This window comes from Prosthecochloris marina (assembly GCF_003182595.1).
Lineage (GTDB): Bacteria > Bacteroidota > Chlorobiia > Chlorobiales > Chlorobiaceae > Prosthecochloris > Prosthecochloris marina.
Map to the genome: position 1 here is coordinate 57,602 of NZ_PDNZ01000003.1, position 24,969 is coordinate 82,570.

Below are 24,969 nucleotides of genomic sequence, written 5' to 3' on the forward strand. Positions count from 1 at the left end.
AGCAAGAGTTCCAACAAGAGAACCAAGGAGAGCAGATCATGCCAATACCCTCACCGCTCAGCCCTGAGAAACTCTACAGGCAATGTGATCCGAGCAGCTTTTCTTTTGCAAGCACTCAAGACCTCGATGGAAAAATCAAAATATCCGGTCAGGAACGAGCTCGAGAGGCAATCCGTTTCGGTGTCGGCATGAAGCATAACGGCTTCAACATTTTCGCGCTTGGTCCAACAGGTACAGGCAAACAAACTACCCTAGAACAGTATCTCAGAGATACGGCTTCCCGTAAAACGGTTCCCGATGACTGGTGTTATGTCTATGATTTTGATAATATGCGCCAACCGCTCGCTATCAGCATGCCTGCCGGCAAAGCCTGCACTTTCCGCCGCGACATGGAAAACCTCATTGAAGGATTGCTGACGGTTATTCCCGGCGCTTTCAGCAGCGAAGAGTATCAGGAACAGGAAAAAAATATCAAGGAACAGCTCAATGAACGCCAGGCATCGGAAATCGAAACTCTTGAAAAAAAAGCTGCCGAAAAAAATATCGCCCTCATCAGGACGCCTTCCGGGTTTGCCTTTGCACCCGTTAAAAAAGGAGAGGTCCTGAATGCAGAAGAATTCATGCGCCTGAAAGACGAAGAAAAAGAAATTATCGAAAAGGAGATCGGTTTACTCAAGGAGTCCATGCAATCCATCATGCTGCTAGTTCCAAAATGGCAGCGGGAAACTCAGGAAAAAATCAAGGATCTCAATCAGCAGATAACCTCATTTGCCGTCAAACCCCTTTTTGCGGAACTGAAAGCAAAATATGAAGACCACAAGGCAATCAAGAAATATTTCGATGCTGTAGAGAAAGATGTCATCGAAAACTTCAGTCAGTTTCTCGAAAAAGAATCTCCTGTCCCCCAAATGCTCCTTCCACCCGGTCAGGGAAAAAACACCGGGAGCAAAAGTTTCAACCAATACAGGGTCAATGTCGTTGTCAACAACAAGAGGACCAAAGGAGCTCCAGTGATCTATGAAGACAAGCCCTCTATCCAGAATCTTGTGGGAGATATAGAGCATCTGGCTCAGATGGGAACCCTTGTCACCGACTTTACCTTGATCAAACCCGGTGCTCTTCACCGGGCAAATGGAGGTTATCTGATATTGGATGCGAGACGCCTTTTGCTCGAACCACTTGCATACGAAGCGCTTAAAAAAGCAATCCGGACCCGCCAGATCCGTATCGAGTCTCTTGCCCAGCTCTATGGAATGGCGAGCACGGTTTCACTCGATCCTCAGCCGATTCCACTTCAAACGAAGATAATTCTTCTTGGAGAACGATGGCTCTACTATCTCCTCAGCGCAAGAGATCCTGATTTCAACGAACTCTTCAAAGTCGCCGCCGATTTTGATGACGAAATGGAAAGAAACCAGGACAACCATCTCTCATACGCCGGGTTCATCAGTTCAATTGTCAATCGCGAAAAGCTGAAACATCTCGACAGGCATGCCGTTGCCCGGATGATCGAGTACGGCTCGAGACTTTCCGGTGACTCCGACAAGCTTTCCACGCACATCCAGAGCATCACCGACCTTGTCAATGAATCGGATTATTACGCGACGGAAAACAATCATGACCTCATCACCCGAGACGATGTCCAACAGGCAATCGATGCCAGAAGATACCGGGCGGGACGCATTCCAGGAAAAATACAGGATGCGATTCTCCAGAATACCATCCTCATCGACACTGAATCGGAAAAAGTCGGCCAGATCAACGGCCTCTCGGTTTACATGCTCGGCAACCAAAGTTTTGGCAAACCCAGCCGTATTACCACCAGAATCAAGATGGGAAAGGGTGAAGTCATCGATATTGAGCGTGAGGTCGAAATGGGCGGGCCGATCCATTCAAAAGGAGTGATGATTCTCTCCGGTTTTCTCGGCGGCAGGTTTGGTGGGGAGCAACCGCTCTCCCTCTCGGCTACCCTTGTATTTGAGCAATCCTATGGAGGCATTGAAGGCGACAGCGCCTCTTCAGCTGAATTGTACGCGCTGCTTTCCGCCATTTCCGGAAAACCGATCAAGCAATGTTTTGCTGTCACCGGTTCGGTCAATCAGTATGGAGAAATACAGGCCATCGGAGGAGTAAACGAAAAAATCGAGGGTTTTTTCGACCTCTGTCTCGAAAGAGGACTTTCAGGAAATCAGGGCGTCCTTATACCAGCTTCAAACGTAAGAAACCTGATGTTGCGTGACGATGTCGTAGACGCCGTCAAACAACGTAACTTCGTCATTTATCCTGTAACTCATATCGATGAAGGCATAGAGATCCTGACCGGCATCCCCGCAGGAAAACAGCTTGAAGATGGCAATTATCCCAAAGAGACGATCAATGGTCTTGCTGTTGAAAGGCTTACATCCATGGCGGAAAAACAGAAAAAATATACCGAAGGCACAAACAATAAAAACCCGAATGAATCATGACCGGGGTAGCGAAGAGAATTACTATAAAAAGAATTACCGTTGCAATCGACTGTTCCCCGCATAGCCGTGCATCGCTATTTGCAGCTGCCGAAATAGCAGGAATGCTGCAAGCCGAACTCCTTGGCGTCTTTGTAGAAGACATTAACCTGATCCGAATGGCAGAACTGCCGTTTTCACAGGAAATACACCTTCACACCGCCCGCAGTGAACCTCTTGACTCGTCAAAACTCGAACGTTTGCTGAAACTCCAAGCAAAGGAAGCGCACGAGCTATTCATACAAACCGCCGAACGTTTCGGCATTCCTTACCGGTTCAGAAAGCTTCGAGGCATGGTCCCAACTGAAGTGCTGGAGGCAGCTCTTGGCACCGATCTCCTGGCAATGGGCAGATCAGGCAGAACTCCTGTATGCTGCAGAGGACTCGGCTCAACTGCTAAAAAGGCGATCAGGGAAGCAAAAACCAATATACTGCTCACAAGGCCAGGCCTTGGAACTGACAGTCCACTGCTTGTCATCTATGACGGTTCGACCGGCGCAAAAGCTGCACTTGAAACAGCCCTTGGATTTGTGCGCGAAGAAGCTTCACTGCACGTGTTCCTTCTGGGAAACAACGTCCGGAGACATGCTTTCCTGAAAGATGAAGTTGAAATGATTCTGGGCAAGAGAATTGCGAAAAAAGAGTTTCACGTCATTCCCTGGACAGACAGCCGCACGATTGCGCAGTGTATACACATGATAGAACCGGGCCTGTTGGTCCTGAGCGATACATCCGACACTATCAGTACCGAAACAGTTTACAGCTTGATCGATACAATCGATTATCCTGTTCTACTGGTGAAAAGCCCGATGTAAACCCGCTCAGGGAAAAACGGAAAGGACACCGTCAAGGACAAACTGCACGGCAAGTGCCGTCAACAAGACCGCCGCCCCCATCGATGCGGGACCGGTAATCAGAGGGATTGCAAGGGGAAACACTGCGATATCGGGTTTTTGCATCGCTTCATTGGTTGATCTCGAACTACCGGTCTGCTGACCAAAAACCATGTTGATCCCGAAAAGCAACAGCAGCGGTTTTCAACATTACACAACGTTATTATCGAGCCGAACTTGAAGCATCCCGTCATCGCAGGGATACCTAATTGATTATCCGATGGGAAAAAGCTTAACGGTAACGCCAGTAACCCGGAGTCCATCTGCCAGTCGGTGACCGGTGCCCCGGCACCCAGTAAGCTCCGTCTTTGGGCGGCTTGAGCTTCTTCCACCTGCCGGTCACCCAATCCCCACGGTGGTTATAATGACCGGGAATCCATACCATCCTATGCCTTGGCGGGCCGACATATTTCCAATGACCGGGGATCAAAACACCTCGGGGAAGCGTATAAGGAGCGACCCATACAAAATCAGATCCAGGCTCTGCCGGACGGCTCACAACACACGACTGAAGGGGAAACACCGCAACGATACTTGCAATGAACAACAGAAGTTTCACCGATTTTCCCATACCGACATCCTCGTATCTTTATCGTACAAAACCACCACATATCACAAGGTAACGAAAAAGCTACAACGTCAGCATTGCCATCAATATCGATGCGGAAACTGCTGCATTCAGAGATTCGACTTCCGGCCCGGTCTTGCCGTGAGGAATGGTCACACGACGGTCGGCAATTTTCAGAATCTCTTGACCGATACCGTTCGCCTCGTTACCGATAACAAGCACCATCTTTTCAGGCCATGAATCGTAATCCCGAAAATCTGTTCCCTGCAGTGATGAGCAACAGATTTCATATCCTCCACGCCTCATCCTTTCAAGCTCCTCCCGAAGATCATCGACTCCATAATGACGCAAGCAGAAAATGCTCCCCGCACCAGCCCTTACCGCTTTCGGATTGTAACGGTCTGCCGTTCCGGGTCCGCAAATCAGGCCAGAAATCCCAAACCATGCAGCAGTTCTTACAATAGTGCCTACATTGCCTGGATCCTGAACATCATCAAGCGCAACAGCCAGTGATTTCCCTGCTTTCCCGAAAGAGGTGTTCCGGGTTTCAGGGATCCTCTGCTGACTGAAAATCCCTACTACCCCCTGAGCTGTCGACGTTCCGGAAAGACGATAGCCCTGTTCATGATCGATCAGGAATATTTTTTCACGAAACCGGTCTTTATACGGTATCCTGCAGAGTTGTTCAGGCTCGATAAACAAGGTTGTAAGATAACTCTCATCCGGCACATGGTTCAGCAATTCAGTGACGGTCCGAAGCCCTTCGGCAAGAAAAAGGCTCTCTTTATCACGGTATTTTTTCAGTTGAAGTTTTGCAAAACGCCTTATCTGGCTTTTACTTGCCTGCCTGAAAAAACTGCTGGTCATTTCTTGTTGAGGGACTTTTTAAAACGATCGATAACATCCCTTGGATTATGGGAAAATTCATCAGGGGGAGGGGGCATTTTTCCTCCTGCATCGTCCATATTGATATCGAGAGAATAGGTTTGTCCAGCCTTATCACCGTCCGGCTTTCTGCCGGTCAGGGTCTGCTCCATATACGCATCCATCTCTTCATGATCGAGCAACTGCCTCAATCCAGAACTTCCTCCGGAAACTTTGTCAAGTGCCTTCTTGACAGGTTGAAGCAGTTGGCTTTTATCGATGCCCTGCATATCCAGAGCGTATTGCAGCCGTTTGAATGCCACCGTATCCATAGCCTCCACTTTTTGCACCATCTGTTCAAACCCGCCGAAACCTTCTGCAAGGTTGTATAATTTGGAGTCTATTCCTTCGAAAGGATCTCGACGGGGTTCCGAAACCGGAGATCTGGAATATGATTCCGAAGTTTCAGGAGCTGCAGTCCGTTGTTTTTGTTGCCGTTTATTTTTCTTCTTCCCGCCGCCCGGCAGAAACTCCTCGTCTACTTCATAACCTTCCAGCAGCTTCCTCACTTTTTCATCTTTCATCGCACGGGCGCGTCTGGTGGAAACCGATTCGATTTCAGAGCGCTTGCCCTTCAGAAGAACAGCACCGAACAGAACTCCAAGAAACGCGAGAAAAACGACAAACGGCAAAAAAACAACCTCAAAACGAATACCATACAAAGCAATTACTACGATCTCCGACACAATTAGCAGGACCGACAAGCCTATGATAATCCTTGCAACAAGACGTTCACTCATATGACAGCTTTCTCTCAATTATGATTTCAAATACCTGCAACAGCTTTTGGCCTTATCATAATAGTCTACACAATTCCTGATAAATTTTATACACTATTGTCATATGGAATAACCGACCGATACCGACAATGACCTTACCTCACAGACTCGAACTCATTTCCCCGGCAGGTGACCGTACGTCACTCCTTGCAGCCCTTCAAGCTGGTGCCGACGCTGTTTACTTCGGTGCAGAAGGATACAACATGCGCGCTGCAAGCCGAAATTTCACAAAAGGTGATTTTACCGATATCGCCGGTTTGTGCGGAAAATATCGCGCAAAAGCATATCTGGCACTCAACACGGTAGTATACGACGACGAAATCCAAACTGTCGAGGAAACGGTAATGGCAGCAAAAGATGCCGGTCTTGATGCGGTTATCTGCTGGGATCTTTCAGTCATTGAAGCCTGTCGTAAAGCGGACATTCCGTTTCATATTTCTACACAGGCATCGGTCAGCAATTACAGTGCTGTACAGTTTTACGCTTCTCTGGGAGCACGAATGATCGTACCTGCTCGTGAACTCACGCTCGAGCAGGTTCAGAACATCATCAGCAGCATCCGTAACGATCGCCTCAACGTCACCATCGAATGTTTCATACACGGAGCCATGTGCATGGCTGTCTCCGGAAGATGTTTTCTTTCTCAGGACATTTTCGGCCGTTCTGCAAATCGCGGCGCCTGTATGCAGCCCTGCAGACGAAGTTACACCATTATCGATGCTGAAGACGGCCATGAACTGGAACTCGGGACCGATACCGTAATGAGCCCGAAAGACCTCTGCACCATCACTTTTATCGACAAACTTATCAAAGCAGGCGTTACAGGGTTTAAAATTGAAGGGAGAAACAGAAGCCCCGAATATGTTCACACCACCACCACATGCTATCGCAAAGCCATTGATTACACTCTCGAGCATGGTCATGAAAAAGATTTCAGCCAAACATTCGACGCCTTGACAAAAGAACTCATGAAGGAGCTTGAAACGGTCTACAATCGAGGCTTTTCAAAAGGCTTTTACTTTGGAAAACCCGTCGATGCCTGGACAAAACAGTATGGATCACTTGCAACTGAAAAAAAAGTTTACGTTGGCACTGTTCAGAAATACTACCCAAAAGCAGGTGTTGCTGAAATACTGGTTCATACAAAGGGCATAGACAAAAAAAACAAGCTCACCATACAAGGCCCGAAAACAGGACTCGTTACCCTGATTGCCGAATCGTTGCGGGTGAATGATCAGCCGGCAGACTCGGCCCTGAAAGGCGAAATCGTCACCATTGCCTGTGCAGCAAAAGTCCGCAAAAGCGACAAGGTATACGTGTTCGAAAGCTTTTTGGCTCATCGGGATAGCGATTCAGGCATCAGGTAATGGCTTTCGACTCTTCGGTCATTTTCGGGCGAACGGAGAAAGACCCGGAAATCCATTGTTCACATGGATGCCGCCTCAAGTGCAGCGTAACCTGCTCGACAATGCAAAAAATACACTACTTCAAGCCAGCCAGTTATCAAACGACGACAACACAAATTCAATAGCGACTGTGTCAACTTTCTGTTACAGTACATTGTTAGCTTTCGTAGTGAACATTTTTGATGTACATTGCTCACTGCTGACAACAACTTTGAACAGGAGTCTTACTGATGATCTACAAAGTTATAGCCAAGCCGGAGTTCAAGAAGTTTATCGATGCTCTTGTAAAGGAAAACCTTTCATTCGGACCCAGACAGGTTGACACCGATCCAAACGGACAACCGATCTATCAGTTCAAAGAGGTTAATTCCGTGACCGACATTGCGTTTGATTATACAACAACCTACTCCTCGGCAAAACACTTTCTGATACCTTTCCGTGAAAACCTGTCGCACTTCAGCTATACCGATGGTGATTGGGAACAGGAGATCACCTACGATGTCAAACCGCTTGTTTTGATAGGCCTCAGACCTTGTGATATAAGCGCGATCAACATTCTCGACAGTGTTCTGCTTAACGGGCATTTTCCATCGCCGTACTATCTGGCAAGACGCAAAAACACGTTTATTATCGGCATGGACCATCTTCCACTTCCGGATTGTTTTTGCAAGTCCTTGAACCATCACACGGTGACCAGCGGTTTTAACCTTTTCTGCTCGGACATCGGTGAGAGTTACTATATCTCTATCAACTCGTCCAAAGCCTATAACTATCTGAAGGAGTTTGAGGTAACGGACCCAACATATGATGATGACTGCAAACTTATCGAACGCCGCAAACTGATCAAACAGAGTTTTAAAACCGATGTCGAAGTAACAGGACTGCCAAGTTTTCTCGACATCGAGTTCGACTCTCCTATCTGGACCAAATGGGGAGACAAGTGCCTCAACTGTGGCACCTGTGCGATGGTTTGCCCGACCTGTTACTGTTATAATATGGAAGACCGGCCTGATGTCGATCTGCAGGGATCGTCACGGCAAAAACAGTTGTACTCCTGCAACCTCGTTGATTTCGCGGAAGTTGCCGGCGGACATAATTTCAGGCCGAAAAACGGTGATAGATTGAAATACCGATACTATCACCATTATCTCGGGTTTGCTGAAAATGCAAATCAACCGATTTGTGTAGGCTGCAACAGGTGCGGACGCGCCTGCCTGGCCGGCATTAATCCCAAAGATGTCATCAATGACCTCAGAATGGAGAAAGAATCATGCATGATATGCGTTTCAGAGTCCCCGGACAAGACATAAACAGGGAACCTTTCGCTGATAACGTTCCGGATTTCCACTATCAGTCTTCACTTATGCAGACCGATAGAGGATATAAATGCCGGATCACCAATATTGTTTCGCTGACAGAGCAGGAAAAGCTTTTTCAGCTGAGGATTCTCGATCCTGATGAAAGAAACCTTTTCAGATTTCGACCAGGACAGTTTCTCATGTTACAGGTGCCGGGTTACGGTGAAGTTCCCATCTCGATTTCAAGCTCGACGAGTAATAACGAACAGGTGGAGTTATGCATCAGAAAAGCCGGACATGTCACCAGCGTTCTCTTTGATGCGCAAAAAGGTGCCCACGTTGCCATTCGCGGACCGTTTGGTTCATCGTTCCCCATGGAGGAAATGATGGACCGTAACGTAATTCTTGTAGCCGGCGGACTCGGTATCGCCCCGCTTCGTGCTCCGCTCTTCTGGATCAACGATCACAGGGATCGTTACAAGGATGTTCATATGCTTTATGGAACCAGAGAGCCATCCCAGCTGCTGTTTACCTACCAGTTCGAGGAATGGGAAAAAATCAACCATATCAACCTGCACACCATTGTTGAACATGGAACACCGGATTGGAGTGGCAGAACAGGGATGATCACCGAGCTTTTCAGCGAAATCGACATCGACCCGGAAAACACCTATGCCATTGTCTGCGGGCCTCCTGTCATGTTCAAGTTTGTCTGCAATTATCTCGACAAACAGGGGATTCCCATGAACCGCATGTTTGTTTCTCTTGAGCGACGTATGCACTGCGGTATGGGTAAATGCTGCCGCTGTATGGTTGGCTCGACATTTACTTGCGTGGACGGGCCGGTATTCGATTATTGGTCGGTCATGAATCTTAAAGAAGCGATTTAAGGAGTTTGCTGTGCAACATCTCGGGTTTTCTCACAAAAAAATAAAAATAGGTTCATTTGATTTCACCTGCTGTGAAGGCTGTCAACTGCAGCTCGCCAACCATGAATCAACACTTCCTGCCTTCCTTGAACTGCTTGATATTCGAAATTTCCGGGAAATATCGTCAGAAAAGCACGACGACTATGACATCGCCCTGGTTGAAGGCAGTATCACCAGAGAGGATGAGGTTGAACGCCTGAAAACCATACGGAAAAACGCAAGAATCTTGATCGCCTACGGCACCTGTGCCTGTTTCGGCGGGGTCAACAGTTTGAAAAACAACTTTCCGATCGACGAAACGGTTCGTGAGGTTTACGGCAACCATTCTGTCGACACTTTGCCGGTTCGCAAGATCAGTGATGTCGTTACAGTGGACTTCTCGATCCCCGGCTGTCCGGTCTCAAAAGAGGAAGTTGAACGAATTATCACCAGTGTTGCTACTGGCTCGATGATCGAACTGCCGAAATATCCGGTATGCGTCGAGTGCAAGCAGCAACTCAACACCTGCTTGTTCGATCTGGGGGAAATTTGTCTCGGCCCTATAACGAGAGCGGGTTGCAACGCAGTCTGTACTACCGGAAAAACAGCATGCCTTGGCTGCCGTGGTCCTGCTGATGATATCAACTTCGAATCGTTCATGCAACTTGTAACCGACCGGAAAATGAGCCTTGAAGAGCTCGATGAAAAGCTTGGATTTTATAACTGTTTTGAGGAATTCCGTCATGACAAAAGTTGACTGCAATATCGATGTCCACCATCTGACACGGGTTGAAGGGCACGGTAATATCCACATAACGATACAAGAAGGAAAACTGGTTGACGCTACCTGGGCGGTTGTAGAAACCCCGAGGTTTTTTGAAATGATGGTCAGAGGAATGAGCGCAGAAAGAGTTCCTTTCCTTACCTCCCGAATCTGCGGGATCTGTTCGATCAGTCACTCTCTTGCGAGTATACGGTCTCTGGAACGAGCAATGGAAATCACTGCCCCTCCTTCAGCGGAAAAAATACGCCTGCTTGCAATGCACGGTGAAACCCTGCAAAGCCATGCTTTGCATCTCTTCTTTCTCGCTATTCCCGACTTCGTCAATACTCCCAACGTGCTGCCCCTCATCAAATCACATCCTGATATCGTTCAGTCCGGATTGCGGCTCAAAGAAGCAGGAAATGCAATCAGCGCCTTGACAACAGGTAGATGCACCCATCCAGTCAGTCTTGTCCTCGGTGGGGTCAGCAAAGCACCTGAAAAAAGAGAACTCTCTGCTCTCCGGCAACAGCTCGAGGGAGTTTTGCCGGATCTCGATGCCGCTCGTGACTTTTGTGCCACACTGTCCATCCCCGATTTCGAGAGGGAAACCGAGTTTGTGTCCCTTTACAACGGCAGCACCTATCCTTTTATCGGCGGAGACCTGTACTCCACAGACGGCATCAGAAAAGATGAGAACGACTACCTTGATATGACCAATGAATACAAGGAAGAGTTCACAACGAGCAAATTCACGAAACTCAGCAGAGAGTCCTTTGCTGCAGGAGCACTTGCCCGGTTCAACAACAACCATGTATTCCTGCATCCGGAAGCCAAAGAAACAGCGTCTGCTTTCGGCCTTGTACCGGTCAATCACAATCCTTTCATGAACAACATCGCCCAACTGGTCGAATGTTACCATATCGTGCATGATGCCATTGCGTTGATCGACGCGCTGCTCGACGACCCACTCGAGAAACTGAAAGCAGCATGGACACCTAAAGCCGGAAAAGCAACCGGTGCCGTAGAAGCACCACGGGGTATTCTTTACCATCATATGGAAGTCGATGACACAGGCAAGGTTCTTAAAGGCGATTGCATCATCCCGACCACCCAGAATAACGCCAACATACATCTGGATCTCAGTGCCCTTGTCCATCAGGCTTTGGAAGAAGAAAAAACCGATAAAGAAATACAGCAGCTTTGTGAAATGATCGTCAGAAGTTACGATCCCTGTATCTCATGCTCGGTACATTAAGTAGTGACGAGAAACAAGTAACACGTTGTTGTGAGAAGAGGAGCGCACCTTGTGTGCGAAACGCTCTTGACGGATATGGAGGCTCATAGCTCTTTTGAATTTTGCCTTCTGCCTTACCCCGCCCTCTTCCTTCTTCCGGCAATAACGAAGAGGATAAGGAGCAGAACCAGTCCGGCGATAATAAAGGGCCAAAGAGAAACACCCCAGAGAATAAAAAGCATAAAGTTATTCCAGCCGTTTTTCAGGGCAACGCTGAACTGGGAAGAAAACCCGACCGCTTCTGGCTTGAGCTCGTAGAAAGTAACGGTGAGAGTGCTGAACGATATTCTGTTTTCAAGATATTTGAGCCGTCCTTCGAGTGACTCGATTTCAGTTCGGATCCGGCCGAGGTAGCGCTCCACTTCAAGAATATCCTTCACCGTTTTCGCCCTGGCAAGGATATCACGATAACGTTTTTCTGTTTCCTTTTTTATCTGAATCCGCAACGAAACATCCAGAAACTCTTCGGTTACATCTCTTGCCGAAATCGTTCTGCTGTCAAAGCGCTCGACGTTGCGTTCCAGCTCCCCAACCAGAGCATCGAAACCATCGGCCGGCACACGAATCACAAGCCGCTGTTCGATCCTGTCGTCGAACTTGTACTGGTCGTCATTTACCACATAAGCCTTGTAGCGCTGAATAAGACTGTCAAGAAATATCCTGGTTTGTTTCAGGTCGGGGGTTTGAAAAGTAACTCCACCCTCACGGATAATTTTCGGATCTACCACATCAAGGTTGTTGATTGCCTCTCCGCTCTGCTCAACATCAGCCACAGGAGCCTGTAGCGCTCTTTTCGGCATCGGCATTTCGTCGGCAACCCCATAATACTCCGTCAAAGCCCCTCCTCGCCCTTCACCCGTTGAAGCAACATTTCCATCCCCGGCACAAGCCGTAATAAAAAAAATGAGACACACGGGAAACAGCAACCTGAACATACGTTTCATAATAAATGACAGTTATACCCTGAAAAGGCTCTTACCGCTCACACGATCTCGACAAGCTCTATCGAAAAGGTAAGAGCCTGGCCAGCCAGCGGATGATTAGCGTCGATGGTTATGGCAGCGTCGTTAACATCGGTAACCAAAACAACCGCCGTCTGACCGTCGGCCATACTTACCTGAAGCTGCTGACCGACAGCTACCTCAAGGTCAGGCGGGAGCTGCTCGCGTTTTACCTCGGTTACAAGCTCAGCGCTTCTCGGGCCATACGCATTGTCGGGATCGATAGTCGTTTCCGTTGACTCGCCCGGCTGCAGCCCTACCACAGCCTGCTCGAAACCGGGAATCACTGCACCCGCCCCCACCGTAAACTCAAGCGGTTCACGCTCAGCAGAGGTGTCGAATACACTCCCATCATCCAGCTTTCCGGTATAATGTACTTTTACGGTATCGCCTTGTTTGGCCTCTGGCATGAAATCCTCCTTTATATTCTTATCATTGTAAAACCCTTACCCATTATCAGCGCCCCAATTCATTTTTCATGCGTGTTTCGAGCGAAAACGAAAACCGCTGCCCAAAAAGCTGCCACGATGTAAAATGGAAAAGAGACATCTTTCTGAATCAACCATTACCAGAGTATCTGCCCATGTAACCAGAGTTCTGGAAATAACAATCGACCCTGAGGGTCAAGCTATATAAAAATATTGTAATATCACAGTCGTCAACAGGCGGAAAACGCCTCGTATTTACTTGTTTTGCATAGGCATAAATTTTCGTAGATTCGGGGCTGCTGTTCTTAGTCAGCAACACTGTAATTCCTAACTAAAGTATTTATAACTTATGAAAAAAGCACTCTCCTTGCTGGTTGTAGCCATCCTCGCCATGGGCTGGTCCACCATCTCTATCGCCGGAAATCCTTACGCCTCCGCAAACATCGGCCTTACATGGTTCAGTGATATAGACGGCACCGAAATCGATGCGGCAGATCGGGACGATACCCTCACTATCGGATGCGATTCCGGTATTACCCTAACAGGAGCTATCGGTTATGACATGGGAAGCATCAGGGCAGAAGCCGAGCTTGGTTATCAGTCAAATGATGCTGCCTCTCTCACCCTGTATGACGATGGCGATATCGACGAAAAATGGGAGTGGAGCGGAGATATCTCTCTCACAACCTTCATGTTCAATGGATATTACGACATCAAGCCGATGACCGACTCCGATGTCGAACTTTTCCTGACAGCCGGTATCGGTGGTGTTTTCTATGACTTCGATAATGTCGGTGACAGCGATGATGAAGACTACAGAGGTTCGATAAACGGCAGCACCTGGGCATACCAGCTTGGCGCAGGTATCGCAATTCCAGTCGGAAAAAACATGACTGTCGATGCGCGTTACCGTTATCTCAATGCTGCCGAATTCACAACGGAAGACGATTATGCCGGCTTTGACGACGAATCGTTCAACCTTGACCTCGAAAGCCATTCTGCACTCATTGGATTACGATACAATTTTTAAGGCAGGTCAATACGTTGCTTACAAACGAAAAAGGCCGTTTCATACGTTAAATCATGAAACGGCCTTTTAGTTTTTCGCTTTATAAAACGATAGTAGCTCACGAGCCGCCAAGAGCCGCAAGCATTGCCTCGCCAATATCCGCAGGGTTTTCAACGACCTTGATGCCCGCTTTCTCCATAGCCTTGATTTTGTCCTCGGCAGTCCCCTTTCCTCCAGAGACAATCGCCCCTGCATGCCCCATCCGTCGCCCGGGAGGAGCTGTTCTGCCTGCAATAAAACCAACAACCGGTTTTTTGAAATGCTTTTTGATATATTCGGCAGCCTCTTCTTCAGCACTCCCGCCAATCTCACCGATCATCACAAGCCCTTCAGTTTCATCATCTTTCGCAAACAGCTTGATTGCATCGATAAAACGAGTGCCGATAATAGGGTCACCACCAATGCCGATACATGTCGACTGTCCAAGCCCGACACGAGTCAACTGGTGTACAGCTTCATAGGTAAGGGTTCCACTCCGCGATACCACACCGATGGATCCTTTTTTATGAATGAAACCTGGCATGATACCTACTTTCGCTTCATCCGGGGTGATCACACCGGGACAATTGGGGCCGATTAGAACAGCTCCTTTTTCCTGCACATAATCGTATGCTTTCATCATGTCATTGACAGGAATGCCTTCGGTAATGCAGATTATCACTTTCAGACCGGCATCGGCAGCCTCCATAATCGCATCGGCGGCAAAAGGTGCAGGCACAAAAATCACCGAAGCATTAGCCTCTGTCGCTTCAACGGCATCTTTTACCGTATTATAAACCGGAACCGAGCTGGTGAAGGTATCACGGTCGTTTCCCGTATATTGCAGCCCTCCCTTCCCTGGGGTGACACCGGCAACGACATTTGTTCCATACTCGAGAATCTGCGATGTATGGAAAGTTCCTTCACCACCTGTAATACCCTGAACAAGTAATCGGGTATTTTTATTGACCAAAACACTCATATTTTATCTCTCTTTTCTACGTTGATATGGAAAATACTGTGAACTTTAACTATCCTATGTTCTTCCGAAATTCAGCGTAGTCACTGCCTCTGGTATAAATGCATTTGCATGCCGCCGGATACAACCTTTGAAGTGACGATTAAAAGGTGACGAATGCCACACTGGCTACCTGGTCACCGCTTCTGTGCGTTCTGAATCTCACGTGCAACTCCGAGAAGCTTGCCTTCTGTGAAAAAATCACCGATAAGTTGAAGACCTACAGGCAATCCTGAACCATCAAAGCCGGCAGGAACACTGAGTGCCGGCATTCCGGCTATGCTTGCAGGTACCGTGAAAACATCGGCAAGATACATTTCTAACGGATCATCTATTTTATCACCTATTCCGAACGGAGGAAAAGGGGATGTAGGGCCTGCTATAACATCCACCTTACTCAACGCTTCTTTGTACCTGTTCAGAAAAACCCTTCTGACTTGTTGAGCTTTTTTATAATAGGTATCGTAGTAGCCGGCGGAAAGCACGTACGTACCAAGCATAATCCTTCGCTTCACTTCGCTTCCGAAACCTTCCGTCCTCGAGTTTACATACATTCCTGCAAGATCTTCCGCATCCTTTGAACGGTAGCCGTATCTTGCACCGTCAAAACGAGCAAGGTTGGATGAAGCTTCCGCAGTTGTCAGAATATAGTAGGCGGCAATCGCATAGTCGCTTTCGGGCAACGTGATTTGTACAAGCTCCGCCCCTGCTTCGCGAAGCTCTTCAAGGCGTGCATTGACAACCGAAGCAACTCCTTTATCAAGGGTTTTTGGAAAAAATTCGTTAGGGACACCGATTTTCAGTCCCTTGACCGATACGTTATCCATCTCCTCAGCATAATCCGAGACAGGATGATGAGATGACGTCGTATCCGCCTCGTCTTTCCCGGCAATCACACCGAGAACAAGTGCCGCATCATCAGAATTTTTTGACAGTACCCCTATCTGATCAAACGAAGAACCAAACGCAACCAGACCGTAGCGCGAGATCCTGCCATAGGTAGGTTTCAAACCAACAACGTTGCAGAAACCAGCCGGCTGCCTGACTGAACCGCCTGTATCGGAACCAAGAGCAACCATTGCAAGATCCCCGGCTACAGCTGCCGCAGAACCTCCTGAACTTCCACCTGGCACACGGGTTTGATCATAGGGATTCGGGACCGGTCCAAACGAGGAATTCTCATTGGAACTGCCCATTGCAAACTCATCCATATTGACTTTACCCAGAAAAATCGCATCTTCGGCAAGCAGCCGCTCAACAGCGGTTGCATTGTATACCGCACTGTACTGTGAAAGAATACCAGAAGCACACGTAAGGGGAGCATCTTTGACAGAAAGATTATCCTTGATCGCCATCGGGAGCCCGAAAAGCTTTCCGGGCACATGACCCTCTTCCAGCTTTTTGTCGAGCACTCTTGCACGCTCGATGGCACCTTTATCAAATACCGTTATATAGACATTGTTGTCGCGGTTCTTTTGAATCCGCTCGATATACCCGCGTACCACCGTTTCACAGTTGATTTCGCGAGCGAGAAGCTTTTTGCGCAGACTTAGGTATGAGGAAAATTGCACCGCTCTTGTTTCAATGAAAATTGTTGTAATCCGATATTCCCGCATGTCGACGCTGCAGTATCCCCAGCGCCGCTCAATGTTTGGCTTGTATAATAACAAATAACTGCATATAATTCAATTTCATGTATTTTGATTTCCGTTGAGCGCATGCCTTTGCTTTTCAGCCGAAAGACAAGGGCAATGATGAAATGACGATTTAATGCCTCGAATGTCAACTATGGATTTTTCGGCAGCATTTACATCTCGCTGGTTCAAGTCTGCAACCGACCCCCAGGACGAACAAATCAGGCGTGATCTGAAAGCAACCTGTGAACTTCCCGAACATGTCGCCATTATTATGGATGGTAACGGCAGGTGGGCACGACAAAAAGGGAAAACTCGCATAGAAGGACATGCCGCCGGTGTCGACGCTGTCCGTGATGTCGTTGAAGCTGCTGCCCAGTTGGATATGCAGTACCTCACTCTTTTCACCTTTTCAACCGAAAACTGGAAAAGACCAGAAAAAGAGATTTCCTCGTTAATGCAGCTTTTAATTAAAGTCCTGCAGAAAGAAGCAAAAGAATTGTACCGCAACAACGTCAGACTTCATGTCATCGGCGACATCCAGCAACTTCCCGGAAAAGTCCGTGACACACTCGAGGAAACGGTAGAACTCACAAAAGACAATACCGGGCTTACACTTTGTATAGCGTTGAGTTACAGTGGAAAATGGGATATCTTGCAGGCTTGTAAAACAATCTGTCACGAAATCGAGAGTGGACGTCTCACTTCGGATGAGATCGATGAACGCCTTCTTGAATCGTTTCTTTCAACAAAGGGCATACCGGAACCCGAACTGCTGATACGAACAAGCGGTGAATTCCGGATAAGCAATTTTCTTTTATGGCAAAGTGCCTATTCGGAAATATATTTCACCAACACCTACTGGCCTGATTTTCGCCGAAGTCAGCTGTACGATGCAATAAGGGATTTTCAGAAACGTGAACGCCGTTTCGGCCTGACAAGCGAACAACTCAAAAGCAAAAAAGCTTTACCAAGCAGGTTATAACAACGATGTACAATTCCATGAAACAACTACAGTTATCCTGGCATACCGTTGCCGTAGTTTTATTACTTCTTTTCATAACAACAGTTCATGCTCCCCCTGCTTCGGCACAAACAAACCGACAACCAAAAGCTGCACGTTACACCGTTTCCAACATATCATTCAGCGGCCTGAGGACAATCAGCGAGAATCAACTCCTCAACAGCCTCCCGCTAAAAAAAGGAGATACCGTCAGCATACCGGGCACTGAAATCCCTGGTGCCATAGAATATCTTTGGGCGCAAAAAAAGTTCAGCGATATCCAGGCAGAGCAGGATATAGCCGGAAACATGATCGATCTCCGTTTTGTCGTCAATGAACTTCCCTTGCTCGATGGCGTTGTTTTCGAAGGCAACGACAAACTCAAAGACAAAGAGCTGGAGAAAATCGCTGCTCTCTACCCGGGAAGGCATATCGATGAACAGAGCCTCCTGACTGCAGCAAGCAAGATCCAGGAAACCTATAAAGAAAAAGGTTATTTGCGGGCGAAGATCGAGTACTCGCTGAAACAACTCGAGAATGGAAGAGTAACGGCACTTTTTTCAATTGATGAAAAGTCGAAGGTGATCATCGAAAAAATCCGGTTCCACGGCAACGACGCATTCAAAGACGGAAAACTCCGGGGCGTGTTCGAGGAAACCAGCCAGAACGCATGGTGGAAAACTATTTTCGGACAACCCAAACTCGATACAGAAAAATACAACCAGGATAAAAAACTGCTTGTTGATTTTTACCGTGAAAACGGCTACCGGGACATGACAATCGTGCGGGACTCCATCTCGTATACGAAAGACCAGAAAGGATTGAACATCGATATCTTTCTCGAGGAAGGTCCTGTCTATTACATCAGAGATATCACATGGAACGGCAACACCAAAGATTTTGCAACAACCGACATCCTCACCACAGTTTTCGATATAAGAAAAGGCGACCGCTACAATGCGAAAAAAATCCAGGAACAGCTGAACTTTTCAAAAGACAACCGAGACGTCGCCTCACTCTACCTTGACCGGGGATATCTTGCCTTTCGTTCATCCCTGCAGGAACAGGTCGTCCCGCCCGACTCGGTTGACCTGAACATATCACTGTTCGAAGGGGATCAGTTCAGACTTGGAAAAATCAATATCGAGGGTAATACGAAAACCAAGGATCATGTTATCCGCCGCGAACTGCGTACCGTTCCTGGAGACATGTTCAGCCGGAAAAATGTTGTCAGAAGTGTCAGGGAAATCTCGATGTTGAACTACTTCGATCCTGAAAGCACGAGGCCCGACATTCAACCGGATGAGGCGAGCAAGACCGTCGACATCACCTACAATGTCACCGAGAAACAGACCGATACATTCAACGCCTCGGTCGGTTACAGCGGCAATATCGGCTTTACCGGTGCGTTGGGCGTGACGTTCAACAACTTTTCGTTGCAGGACCTTTTCAATGGTGAAGCATGGGATCCGCTGCCGCATGGTGACGGCCAGAAGCTCTCTTTCCAATGGCAGTTCGGCAACGAAGACTACCGGACACTCTCTCTGTCATTTACCGAGCCCTGGGCATTCGGCACCCCGACCGCCTTGGGTTTTTCTGTCTTCAAAACAAAAAGAAACTACACCGATGACGGCGATGACGATAACCTGCTCAAACAAACAGGAGCGTCGCTCAATATCGGCAGACGCCTTAGCTGGCCAGACGATTATTTCTCGATCAACTGGAAACTGAAATACCTGCACAGTGAAGGTGAGCTTCTGAGCTTTGTCGATTCCGAAAATCAGCCCGATACGGCCGACGAGGTCTCGATAACACAAACCATTTCAAGAAACAGTATCGACAACCCCATCTATCCACGCAGAGGAAGCAATAACTCTCTATCGACACAGCTTGCAGGCGGTCTACTGCCGGGCACCGTAGATTTCTACAAGTTTATCGCCAGCTCGAGCTGGTACGTGCCGCTCGGAGGTGATTTTGTCCTGAACCTTTCGACGCAACACGGTTATCTCGACACGTTCAGTGAAGGCGATTACATCCCGTATACCGACTCGTTCTACATGGGAGGCAGCGGCCTCTCTTCGCTCTCAACCGTTCCATTACGCGGCTACGACGACCGGGCGCTGGGTGAGCTCAATGATGATACCGGTCTTTATACCGGCCGGGTTTACTCGAAGTTCACCACTGAACTGCGCTACCCTCTGACACTTTCACCGACAGCAAGCGTGTATGCCCTTGCGTTTGTCGAGGCCGGCAACCTGTGGGGCTCGGTGGAAGATATGGACTACAGCGACCTGAAAAGATCTGCCGGATTAGGCCTGAGACTGTACCTGCCGATCATCGGTCTCGTCGGGCTCGATTACGGTTACGGGTTCGACCCTGTCGCAAGCAACCCGGGAGCCGATAACCAGGGATGGAAATTCATTTTCAGCTTCGGTCAATTCGCCCAATAACCGGACGGTTTTTAGCGGTTTTTATTATGATTCATCATTGAAAACAATTATCTTCTAAAAGTAAGAGTAAGTTTCTGATGAAGCTTCTTATTATTCGGTAGCAGTACTTAACCTGTTCCTACGAACAAAACATGGAGGAAACAATGAAAAAAGCACTATCACTTTTAATGGTATTCCTGGTAGCAGTCATGTGGTCTGCTCCTGGTTTCAGCGCAGACAAGTATGTCAGCGGTAGTATCGGTATCAACTGGATGAGCGATGCTGATCTGGAGCCTGATTTTGATTATGATTATGATGATTATGACCTTGAAGCCGGCTTCGACTCAGGCATAACACTTCTTGGTGCATTTGGCTGCGATTACGGCGATTACAGGCTTGAAGGCGAACTCGGATACCAGAGTGGAGATGTCGACTCGCTTGAGTTTTCAGGAGAAGACGGTGAGTATGATGACATTTCAGGTGACGTCACTATTCTCTCGCTCCTCGTAAACGGCTACTACGACATCGATCTCGGCGGCGGTTTTGAGTTGTCTCCAACTGTCGGTGTAGGCGTAGCTCAAGTCAAAGCTGATGATGTCGAATTGTATGACAATGCACCTGACTGGTCAGTCAGCGAGGTAACCTTTGCCTACCAGGCTGGTATCGGGCTGGGTATTCCAGTTTCCGACGGCATTATGCTCGATGCTCGTTATCGCTATTTTGGGACAACTGATTTTACCGTCGAATTTAGCGAGTACCAGTTTAACACGAACATGGAAAGCCACAGCGCTCTGCTCGGCTTGCGTGTCAACTTGTAATCCGATTGTTCGATCATTAAAGGAGGCTTTCGAGCCTCCTTTTTTTTGCCCTATAGGAACCTTCTCTTAAAAAACAGTTGATAAAACTGCGAAAAACACGTAAACTTCTGTTAAGCGGCAAGATACTTTTCTCTGCATGTAGGATGCGTGAGTGCTTCATGCTTTTTACTAACCTAACTTGACAAAAAAACTATGAAAAAAGCAATTTCACTATTGGCTGTTTTCTTGGTTGCAGTCATGTGGTCAGCCTCCGGTTTCAGCGCCGACAAGTATGTCAGCGGTAGTATCGGTATTTCCTGGATGAGTGACACCGAGATAGATAATATCGACAGCCCTTTTGAAGAGTTTCAAGAAATTGACGACGCTGAACTCGGTTTCGGCTCAGGCCTTACCCTTCTTGGAGCTCTCGGCTGTGATTATGGTGACTACAGAGTTGAAGGTGAGCTTGGCTATCAGACCAATGATGTCGATGAATTGACTGCAAACGCTTATTGTAATAATAGACAAGGTGAAGTCGATCTTGACGTCGAGCTCGACGGCGATGTCACCATTCTCTCTCTTCTCATGAACGGTTATTACGATATCCATCTTGGTGGCGGCGTTGAACTTTCACCGACCGTCGGTGTCGGCGTGGCTCAGGTTTCCATGGATGACGTCAGGGTCAATAGCGCAACGCAGACATGCCCAGACGGTGACTGTTCTCCTGTTGACTTAGGTGACCTCGAAGACGGCAGTCTCGATATCAATGAAGTTACCTTTGCCTACCAAGCAGGTATCGGCCTCGGTATTCCTGTTGCAGACAATATCATGCTCGATGCACGCTACCGCTACTTTGCAACGACCGATTTTACCATGCTTGCAGCGAACACCAATCTCGACAGTCACAGTGGCCTGCTTGGTTTTAGAGTCATGTTCTGATTCATTGCCGGATTTTTCCTGAAAAAGGGAGGCTTGATGCCCCCCTTTTTCATTTCAAGTCATTCATTGCTGTGCTTTTTTCATTGAATTTCATACCTTTGTCCCCGACTGAAAAGTCAACATGTATTCAAAAATGTTTAACAGCAGTAACACAGCAATGAAAAAAGCATTATTACTATCAATGGCATTGATGGTGGCGGTCATGTGGTCCGCACCTGGTTTCAGCGCAGACAAATATGTCAGCGGCAGCATGGGCATCGTCTGGGTGGACGATATCGAATTTGAAGATCACGATACCGATGATTCCGATGAAGGCTTCGAGCTCGGCACCGATTCAGGAATCACCCTTTTGGGTGCCTATGGTTGCGATTACGGCGACTACCGCCTGGAAGCGGAACTCGGCTACCAGACAAATGATATTGCATCATGGGCCGAAGTCTCTTCGAACGAAAAATATAACGATGAAAGTGAAGACCTTGACGAAGACGGCAATGTCTCGGTACTCTCTCTCATGCTCAACGGCGCTTACGATATCGACCTGGGTAACGATGTGGAAGTATACCCATACGCTGGTGTAGGTGTCGCTCACATCACATTCGAGGATGCACCGCTCTGTTTTGAAGGCAGCTCTTTCAGAAACAAGGATGTTTTTTCACTGGCATACCAGGTCGGTGCCGGTATCGCCATTCCAGTCAGCGAAAACATCCAGCTCGATGCACGGTATCGCTACTTCGTCGCCGAAGGGTTTTCCATGGATAAACCCGCAGCCAATGGAGATCTCTCAAGCCACAGCGCTCTGCTTGGCCTTCGTGTAGGCATATAAAACAGCATTGCTGTCAACGAAAAAAGGGGGCCGTGAAGCCTCCTTTTTTTGTTTATACACTCTGTAAGCAAAACAAAAACCATTCATGAACTACCCTTGATCCTGTCGATTTCATCACGCAGACGAGCCGCTTCTTCATAATCTTCACGTTTGACAGCGTCCTCGAGCATTTTCTGCAGCTCACCGAGCGATGATTCTGTTTTACCTGTAATTTCTTTCGGCGTTTCTTGCCCGCTGTCGGTTTCGGCAACTTCAGCTTCCTCCTGTTGCTCTTCCCTGATTCCAGCCTCATTCATAATCTCTTCTGAAACATATATAGGAGCCCCGAACCGAACCGCTATAGCTATTGCATCGCTTGGTCTCGCATCGATCTCCTGGGTTTCACCATGCATTTCACAGATTACTTTGGCATAGAAAGTTTCATTATGCAGTTCATCGATGAACACCTCTTTGACATTGAGGTTGAATGTATCGGCAATCGTCTTGAACAGATCATGAGTAAAGGGTCGTGGAGGCTTTATGTTTTCAAGTTTTAGAGCTATAGCCTGTGCCTCGAAACCACCGATTATGATCGGCAACTTCCTTTTGCCATCGACTTCATAAAGAATAAGCGCATACGCCCCGTTTGTATGCGGACTGGTTGACAGCCCAAGTATATCAACCTGAAGTTTATCCATCTCAACGACTTTTTTTCTGCAAAAGTTATCTCAATTCCAAAAGGCCGTAGCTCTCGCGAATAAAATCAACTAACAATAAAACCACACAAATCATTTCATGCGCTGAAAATCACAAACTGCCCTTTCCAGTAGCGGCACGACCTCCGTAATGTCACCGACAATCCCGTAATCGGCAACCTTGAATATGGGAGCTTCCCTGTCACGATTTATAGCAATAACGGTTTCGGCACCGGCAATACCTGCAAGATGCTGTGGAGCTCCTGAAATACCACAGGCAATGTAAAGCCTTGGTGCGACACTCCTGCCGGTCTGACCTATCTGATCGGAATGAGGCCGCCACCCCTCATCGACAGCCGAACGACTGGCGCCAACAACACCGCCAAGTGACGTTGCCAACGATTCGAGCAGAGCAAAGTTTTCACTGCTGCCAACCCCCCTGCCACCTGCAACGAGAATATCCGACTCGGTTATATCTTTTCTTCCCTTGTTGTAGATAACCCCCTTCAGTACCGAATTACTCTTGGAAAGACATTCTCCTTTGCCCTCAAGAATTTCAACGTCGTTTTCACCAAGCCCTTCAAAAGAGTACGATCGTGGAGCAACGGTGTACACCGCTCTTTTTTTCAAATTCTCTACCACAGCGCTAACAGTACCTGCATACATTGTTGTCACTGCCTTCAGCAAACCGTTTCCATCCAATCCGATAACACAATCCGATGCAAGAGCTGCATCGAGGCGCATGGCGATGCGAGGGGCGAGATCCTTGCCCATCGCCGTATTTGCGAAAAAAATATTTTCGGCGTTAGTATGACCGGCCATCTCAACAATTGCCCCTGCATAGCATTCTGGGCAATAATCATGAAAAGCCGCATCATTCAACATGTAAATCCTGCCCTTTCCGCCACACCGGCTTCTGATGACGTTTTTATCGACATCACCCATAACCAGACCGTAAACATCCGTTTTTCCCAAAACCTCCACCATATGCTGTACAGTGTGCCATACATCAACCGAGGCCTTCTTGACAGCCCCTTGCCTCTGCTCAAGTATTACCAAGAAACTCATCGTTACAGTATCCTCCTTTCTTCATGCAGTATACGAACAAGGTCTTCAGCTGTTTCTAAAAATCGGCAGTTTTTTTGGCGACGTATGGCAGAAAAGTCCCGATAAAGTACTCCCTGTGATGCCTCAACTGTACCGTCAATATGCAAAACAGGCTCTTTGCGGGCCTTCATGACCGCCTTGATATTTGTTTTCCGCGGAATATTCAGTCCTTTTTCGGCACTTATGACCGCTGGAGGGTAAAGCGCATACTCCTCTATACCTCCCTCTATTTCTCGCCACACCCGCAATACACCATCTTCATACAACAGTTTCGTCACGGCAGTGACAGCTGCAGCACCAAGCATTTCAGCAAGCATAAGCGGAACCTGAGCCCGGTTACAATCCGAAGACTCCCTACCACAGACAACAAGATCGGGAAGCCCTTCGTATTGCAAACGGATCGCTTTGCCGAGACTTGCTGCAACGGAACGGGAATCGTCATGACATCCACCTTCTATAAGGCAGGCTCGATCAGCACCCATCGAAAGAGCCTTTCGCAAAACATCATAATGCTTTTTATCCCCGACTGAAAAAGCCGTCACCATGACATCACCATGCAGCTCTTTCAACCTGATAGCTTCCTCTATGGCATACTCGTCATATGGATTGAGCACCTTGTTGAGGTATCCTATGTCCGGCGCACTATCCACCACCTCTATGCCTGAAGCCGTATCGGGAACCTGATTGATGCAAACAGCAATATTCATGAGCGTCATGATTCAGATTGT

General features: G+C 47.8%; 24 protein-coding genes. 13 read left to right on the plus strand and 11 right to left on the minus strand.

What is annotated here, in order from left to right:
* Positions 1-38 precede the first annotated feature (38 nt).
* Together CR164_RS04530 and CR164_RS04535 are read left to right on the plus strand one after the other, a co-directional pair.
* Entirely contained in the window at positions 39-2,468 is a 2,430-nt protein-coding gene (locus CR164_RS04530) for a Lon protease family protein (RefSeq protein ID WP_110022757.1), read from the plus strand.
* Positions 2,465-3,319 (plus strand): universal stress protein, encoded by an 855-nt coding sequence (locus CR164_RS04535; protein ID WP_110022758.1) that lies wholly within the window; start codon positions 2,465-2,467, stop codon positions 3,317-3,319. The genes CR164_RS04530 and CR164_RS04535 overlap by 4 nt, the downstream gene beginning before the upstream one ends.
* Before the next feature lie 6 nt (positions 3,320-3,325).
* Here CR164_RS04535 and CR164_RS04540 read toward each other — a convergent pair whose 3' ends face one another.
* From CR164_RS04540 to CR164_RS04555, 4 genes are all read right to left on the minus strand, one after another.
* A complete protein-coding gene (locus CR164_RS04540; RefSeq protein WP_265376829.1) occupies positions 3,326-3,529 on the minus strand; it encodes a MarC family protein in 204 nt (67 codons plus the stop codon).
* Positions 3,530-3,629: 100 nt separating this feature from the next.
* Positions 3,630-3,968, minus strand: a complete 339-nt coding sequence (locus tag CR164_RS04545; protein WP_110022759.1) for a hypothetical protein — start codon at positions 3,966-3,968, stop codon at positions 3,630-3,632.
* Between the two features lie 60 nt (positions 3,969-4,028).
* On the minus strand, positions 4,029-4,832 hold the full coding sequence (locus tag CR164_RS04550) for a TrmH family RNA methyltransferase (RefSeq protein WP_110022760.1): 804 nt from the start codon (positions 4,830-4,832) through the stop codon (positions 4,029-4,031).
* Positions 4,829-5,629: a hypothetical protein gene (locus CR164_RS04555; protein ID WP_110022761.1), complete on the minus strand. Its 801-nt coding sequence runs from the start codon at positions 5,627-5,629 to the stop codon at positions 4,829-4,831. Before CR164_RS04555 ends, CR164_RS04550 begins: the two co-directional genes overlap by 4 nt.
* A 128-nt stretch (positions 5,630-5,757) precedes the next feature.
* Here CR164_RS04555 and CR164_RS04560 point away from each other — a divergent pair, with 128 nt between their 5' ends.
* From CR164_RS04560 to CR164_RS04580, 5 genes are all read left to right on the plus strand, one after another.
* A complete protein-coding gene (locus tag CR164_RS04560; protein ID WP_110022762.1) occupies positions 5,758-7,035 on the plus strand; it encodes a peptidase U32 family protein in 1,278 nt (425 codons plus the stop codon).
* Between the two features lie 269 nt (positions 7,036-7,304).
* On the plus strand, positions 7,305-8,384 hold the full coding sequence (locus CR164_RS04565; RefSeq protein WP_110022763.1) for a 4Fe-4S dicluster domain-containing protein: 1,080 nt from the start codon (positions 7,305-7,307) through the stop codon (positions 8,382-8,384).
* A 53-nt stretch (positions 8,385-8,437) separates the two neighbouring features.
* A complete protein-coding gene (locus CR164_RS04570) occupies positions 8,438-9,262 on the plus strand; it encodes an FAD/NAD(P)-binding protein (protein ID WP_110023039.1) in 825 nt (274 codons plus the stop codon).
* A 10-nt stretch (positions 9,263-9,272) separates the two neighbouring features.
* The gene (locus CR164_RS04575) at positions 9,273-10,037 is read left to right on the plus strand and encodes an NADH-quinone oxidoreductase subunit B family protein (RefSeq protein ID WP_110022764.1); all 765 of its coding nucleotides are present in this window, start codon (positions 9,273-9,275) and stop codon (positions 10,035-10,037) included.
* Positions 10,024-11,301 (plus strand): Ni/Fe hydrogenase subunit alpha, encoded by a 1,278-nt coding sequence (locus CR164_RS04580; protein WP_110022765.1) that lies wholly within the window; start codon positions 10,024-10,026, stop codon positions 11,299-11,301. Before CR164_RS04575 ends, CR164_RS04580 begins: the two co-directional genes overlap by 14 nt.
* A gap of 113 nt (positions 11,302-11,414) precedes the next feature.
* Here the strand turns inward: CR164_RS04580 and CR164_RS04585 are convergent, their stop codons facing one another.
* Together CR164_RS04585 and CR164_RS04590 are read right to left on the minus strand one after the other, a co-directional pair.
* Positions 11,415-12,284 carry a DUF4349 domain-containing protein gene (locus tag CR164_RS04585; protein WP_110022766.1) on the minus strand — a complete coding sequence of 290 codons (870 nt, stop codon included), beginning with the start codon at positions 12,282-12,284 and terminating at the stop codon, positions 11,415-11,417.
* A 38-nt stretch (positions 12,285-12,322) separates the two neighbouring features.
* Entirely contained in the window at positions 12,323-12,751 is a 429-nt protein-coding gene (locus CR164_RS04590) for an FKBP-type peptidyl-prolyl cis-trans isomerase (RefSeq protein ID WP_110022767.1), read from the minus strand.
* 367 nt (positions 12,752-13,118) lie between these two features.
* On the opposite strand from CR164_RS04590, the gene CR164_RS04595 reads away from it, so the two are divergent.
* Positions 13,119-13,799 (plus strand): outer membrane protein, encoded by a 681-nt coding sequence (locus CR164_RS04595; protein WP_110022768.1) that lies wholly within the window; start codon positions 13,119-13,121, stop codon positions 13,797-13,799.
* A 97-nt stretch (positions 13,800-13,896) separates the two neighbouring features.
* On the opposite strand, the gene sucD is transcribed toward CR164_RS04595, so the two are convergent.
* On the minus strand, positions 13,897-14,799 hold the full coding sequence (gene sucD / locus CR164_RS04600; protein ID WP_110022769.1) for a succinate--CoA ligase subunit alpha: 903 nt from the start codon (positions 14,797-14,799) through the stop codon (positions 13,897-13,899).
* A gap of 173 nt (positions 14,800-14,972) precedes the next feature.
* On the minus strand, positions 14,973-16,406 hold the full coding sequence (gene gatA / locus CR164_RS04605; RefSeq protein WP_110023040.1) for an Asp-tRNA(Asn)/Glu-tRNA(Gln) amidotransferase subunit GatA: 1,434 nt from the start codon (positions 16,404-16,406) through the stop codon (positions 14,973-14,975).
* A 217-nt stretch (positions 16,407-16,623) separates the two neighbouring features.
* Here gatA and CR164_RS04610 point away from each other — a divergent pair, with 217 nt between their 5' ends.
* From CR164_RS04610 to CR164_RS04630, 5 genes are all read left to right on the plus strand, one after another.
* On the plus strand, positions 16,624-17,454 hold the full coding sequence (locus CR164_RS04610; RefSeq protein ID WP_110022770.1) for an isoprenyl transferase: 831 nt from the start codon (positions 16,624-16,626) through the stop codon (positions 17,452-17,454).
* A 17-nt stretch (positions 17,455-17,471) separates the two neighbouring features.
* Positions 17,472-19,922 (plus strand): outer membrane protein assembly factor BamA, encoded by a 2,451-nt coding sequence (gene bamA / locus CR164_RS04615; protein ID WP_239994461.1) that lies wholly within the window; start codon positions 17,472-17,474, stop codon positions 19,920-19,922.
* 143 nt (positions 19,923-20,065) lie between these two features.
* The gene (locus CR164_RS04620) at positions 20,066-20,719 is read left to right on the plus strand and encodes an outer membrane protein (RefSeq protein WP_110023041.1); all 654 of its coding nucleotides are present in this window, start codon (positions 20,066-20,068) and stop codon (positions 20,717-20,719) included.
* A 192-nt stretch (positions 20,720-20,911) separates the two neighbouring features.
* Positions 20,912-21,637 carry an outer membrane protein gene (locus CR164_RS04625; RefSeq protein WP_110022772.1) on the plus strand — a complete coding sequence of 242 codons (726 nt, stop codon included), beginning with the start codon at positions 20,912-20,914 and terminating at the stop codon, positions 21,635-21,637.
* A gap of 157 nt (positions 21,638-21,794) precedes the next feature.
* The gene (locus CR164_RS04630) at positions 21,795-22,460 is read left to right on the plus strand and encodes an outer membrane protein (RefSeq protein ID WP_110023042.1); all 666 of its coding nucleotides are present in this window, start codon (positions 21,795-21,797) and stop codon (positions 22,458-22,460) included.
* An 83-nt stretch (positions 22,461-22,543) separates the two neighbouring features.
* Here the strand turns inward: CR164_RS04630 and CR164_RS04635 are convergent, their stop codons facing one another.
* From CR164_RS04635 to CR164_RS04645, 3 genes are all read right to left on the minus strand, one after another.
* Positions 22,544-23,137, minus strand: a complete 594-nt coding sequence (locus tag CR164_RS04635) for a bifunctional nuclease family protein (RefSeq protein ID WP_110022773.1) — start codon at positions 23,135-23,137, stop codon at positions 22,544-22,546.
* A gap of 90 nt (positions 23,138-23,227) precedes the next feature.
* The gene (locus CR164_RS04640) at positions 23,228-24,202 is read right to left on the minus strand and encodes an electron transfer flavoprotein subunit alpha/FixB family protein (protein ID WP_110022774.1); all 975 of its coding nucleotides are present in this window, start codon (positions 24,200-24,202) and stop codon (positions 23,228-23,230) included.
* A gap of 2 nt (positions 24,203-24,204) precedes the next feature.
* Positions 24,205-24,948 (minus strand): electron transfer flavoprotein subunit beta/FixA family protein, encoded by a 744-nt coding sequence (locus CR164_RS04645; RefSeq protein ID WP_161953479.1) that lies wholly within the window; start codon positions 24,946-24,948, stop codon positions 24,205-24,207.
* Between the last annotated feature and the right edge of the window lie 21 nt (positions 24,949-24,969).

Bases quoted from the DNA above. Each gene is read 5' to 3' on its own strand.
- CR164_RS04530 (WP_110022757.1), top strand. From the start codon at position 39: ATGCCAATACCCTCACCGCTCAGCCCTGAGAAACTCTACAGGCAATGT.
- CR164_RS04535 (WP_110022758.1), top strand. From the start codon at position 2,465: ATGACCGGGGTAGCGAAGAGAATTACTATAAAAAGAATTACCGTTGCA.
- CR164_RS04545 (WP_110022759.1), bottom strand. From the start codon at position 3,968: ATGGGAAAATCGGTGAAACTTCTGTTGTTCATTGCAAGTATCGTTGCG.
- CR164_RS04550 (WP_110022760.1), bottom strand. From the start codon at position 4,832: ATGACCAGCAGTTTTTTCAGGCAGGCAAGTAAAAGCCAGATAAGGCGT.
- CR164_RS04555 (WP_110022761.1), bottom strand. From the start codon at position 5,629: ATGAGTGAACGTCTTGTTGCAAGGATTATCATAGGCTTGTCGGTCCTG.
- CR164_RS04560 (WP_110022762.1), top strand. From the start codon at position 5,758: ATGACCTTACCTCACAGACTCGAACTCATTTCCCCGGCAGGTGACCGT.
- CR164_RS04565 (WP_110022763.1), top strand. From the start codon at position 7,305: ATGATCTACAAAGTTATAGCCAAGCCGGAGTTCAAGAAGTTTATCGAT.
- CR164_RS04570 (WP_110023039.1), top strand. From the start codon at position 8,438: ATGCAGACCGATAGAGGATATAAATGCCGGATCACCAATATTGTTTCG.
- CR164_RS04580 (WP_110022765.1), top strand. From the start codon at position 10,024: ATGACAAAAGTTGACTGCAATATCGATGTCCACCATCTGACACGGGTT.
- CR164_RS04585 (WP_110022766.1), bottom strand. From the start codon at position 12,284: ATGAAACGTATGTTCAGGTTGCTGTTTCCCGTGTGTCTCATTTTTTTT.
- CR164_RS04590 (WP_110022767.1), bottom strand. From the start codon at position 12,751: ATGCCAGAGGCCAAACAAGGCGATACCGTAAAAGTACATTATACCGGA.
- CR164_RS04595 (WP_110022768.1), top strand. From the start codon at position 13,119: ATGAAAAAAGCACTCTCCTTGCTGGTTGTAGCCATCCTCGCCATGGGC.
- sucD (WP_110022769.1), bottom strand. From the start codon at position 14,799: ATGAGTGTTTTGGTCAATAAAAATACCCGATTACTTGTTCAGGGTATT.
- CR164_RS04610 (WP_110022770.1), top strand. From the start codon at position 16,624: ATGGATTTTTCGGCAGCATTTACATCTCGCTGGTTCAAGTCTGCAACC.
- bamA (WP_239994461.1), top strand. From the start codon at position 17,472: ATGAAACAACTACAGTTATCCTGGCATACCGTTGCCGTAGTTTTATTA.
- CR164_RS04620 (WP_110023041.1), top strand. From the start codon at position 20,066: ATGAAAAAAGCACTATCACTTTTAATGGTATTCCTGGTAGCAGTCATG.
- CR164_RS04625 (WP_110022772.1), top strand. From the start codon at position 20,912: ATGAAAAAAGCAATTTCACTATTGGCTGTTTTCTTGGTTGCAGTCATG.
- CR164_RS04630 (WP_110023042.1), top strand. From the start codon at position 21,795: ATGAAAAAAGCATTATTACTATCAATGGCATTGATGGTGGCGGTCATG.
- CR164_RS04635 (WP_110022773.1), bottom strand. From the start codon at position 23,137: ATGGATAAACTTCAGGTTGATATACTTGGGCTGTCAACCAGTCCGCAT.
- CR164_RS04640 (WP_110022774.1), bottom strand. From the start codon at position 24,202: ATGAGTTTCTTGGTAATACTTGAGCAGAGGCAAGGGGCTGTCAAGAAG.
- CR164_RS04645 (WP_161953479.1), bottom strand. From the start codon at position 24,948: ATGAATATTGCTGTTTGCATCAATCAGGTTCCCGATACGGCTTCAGGC.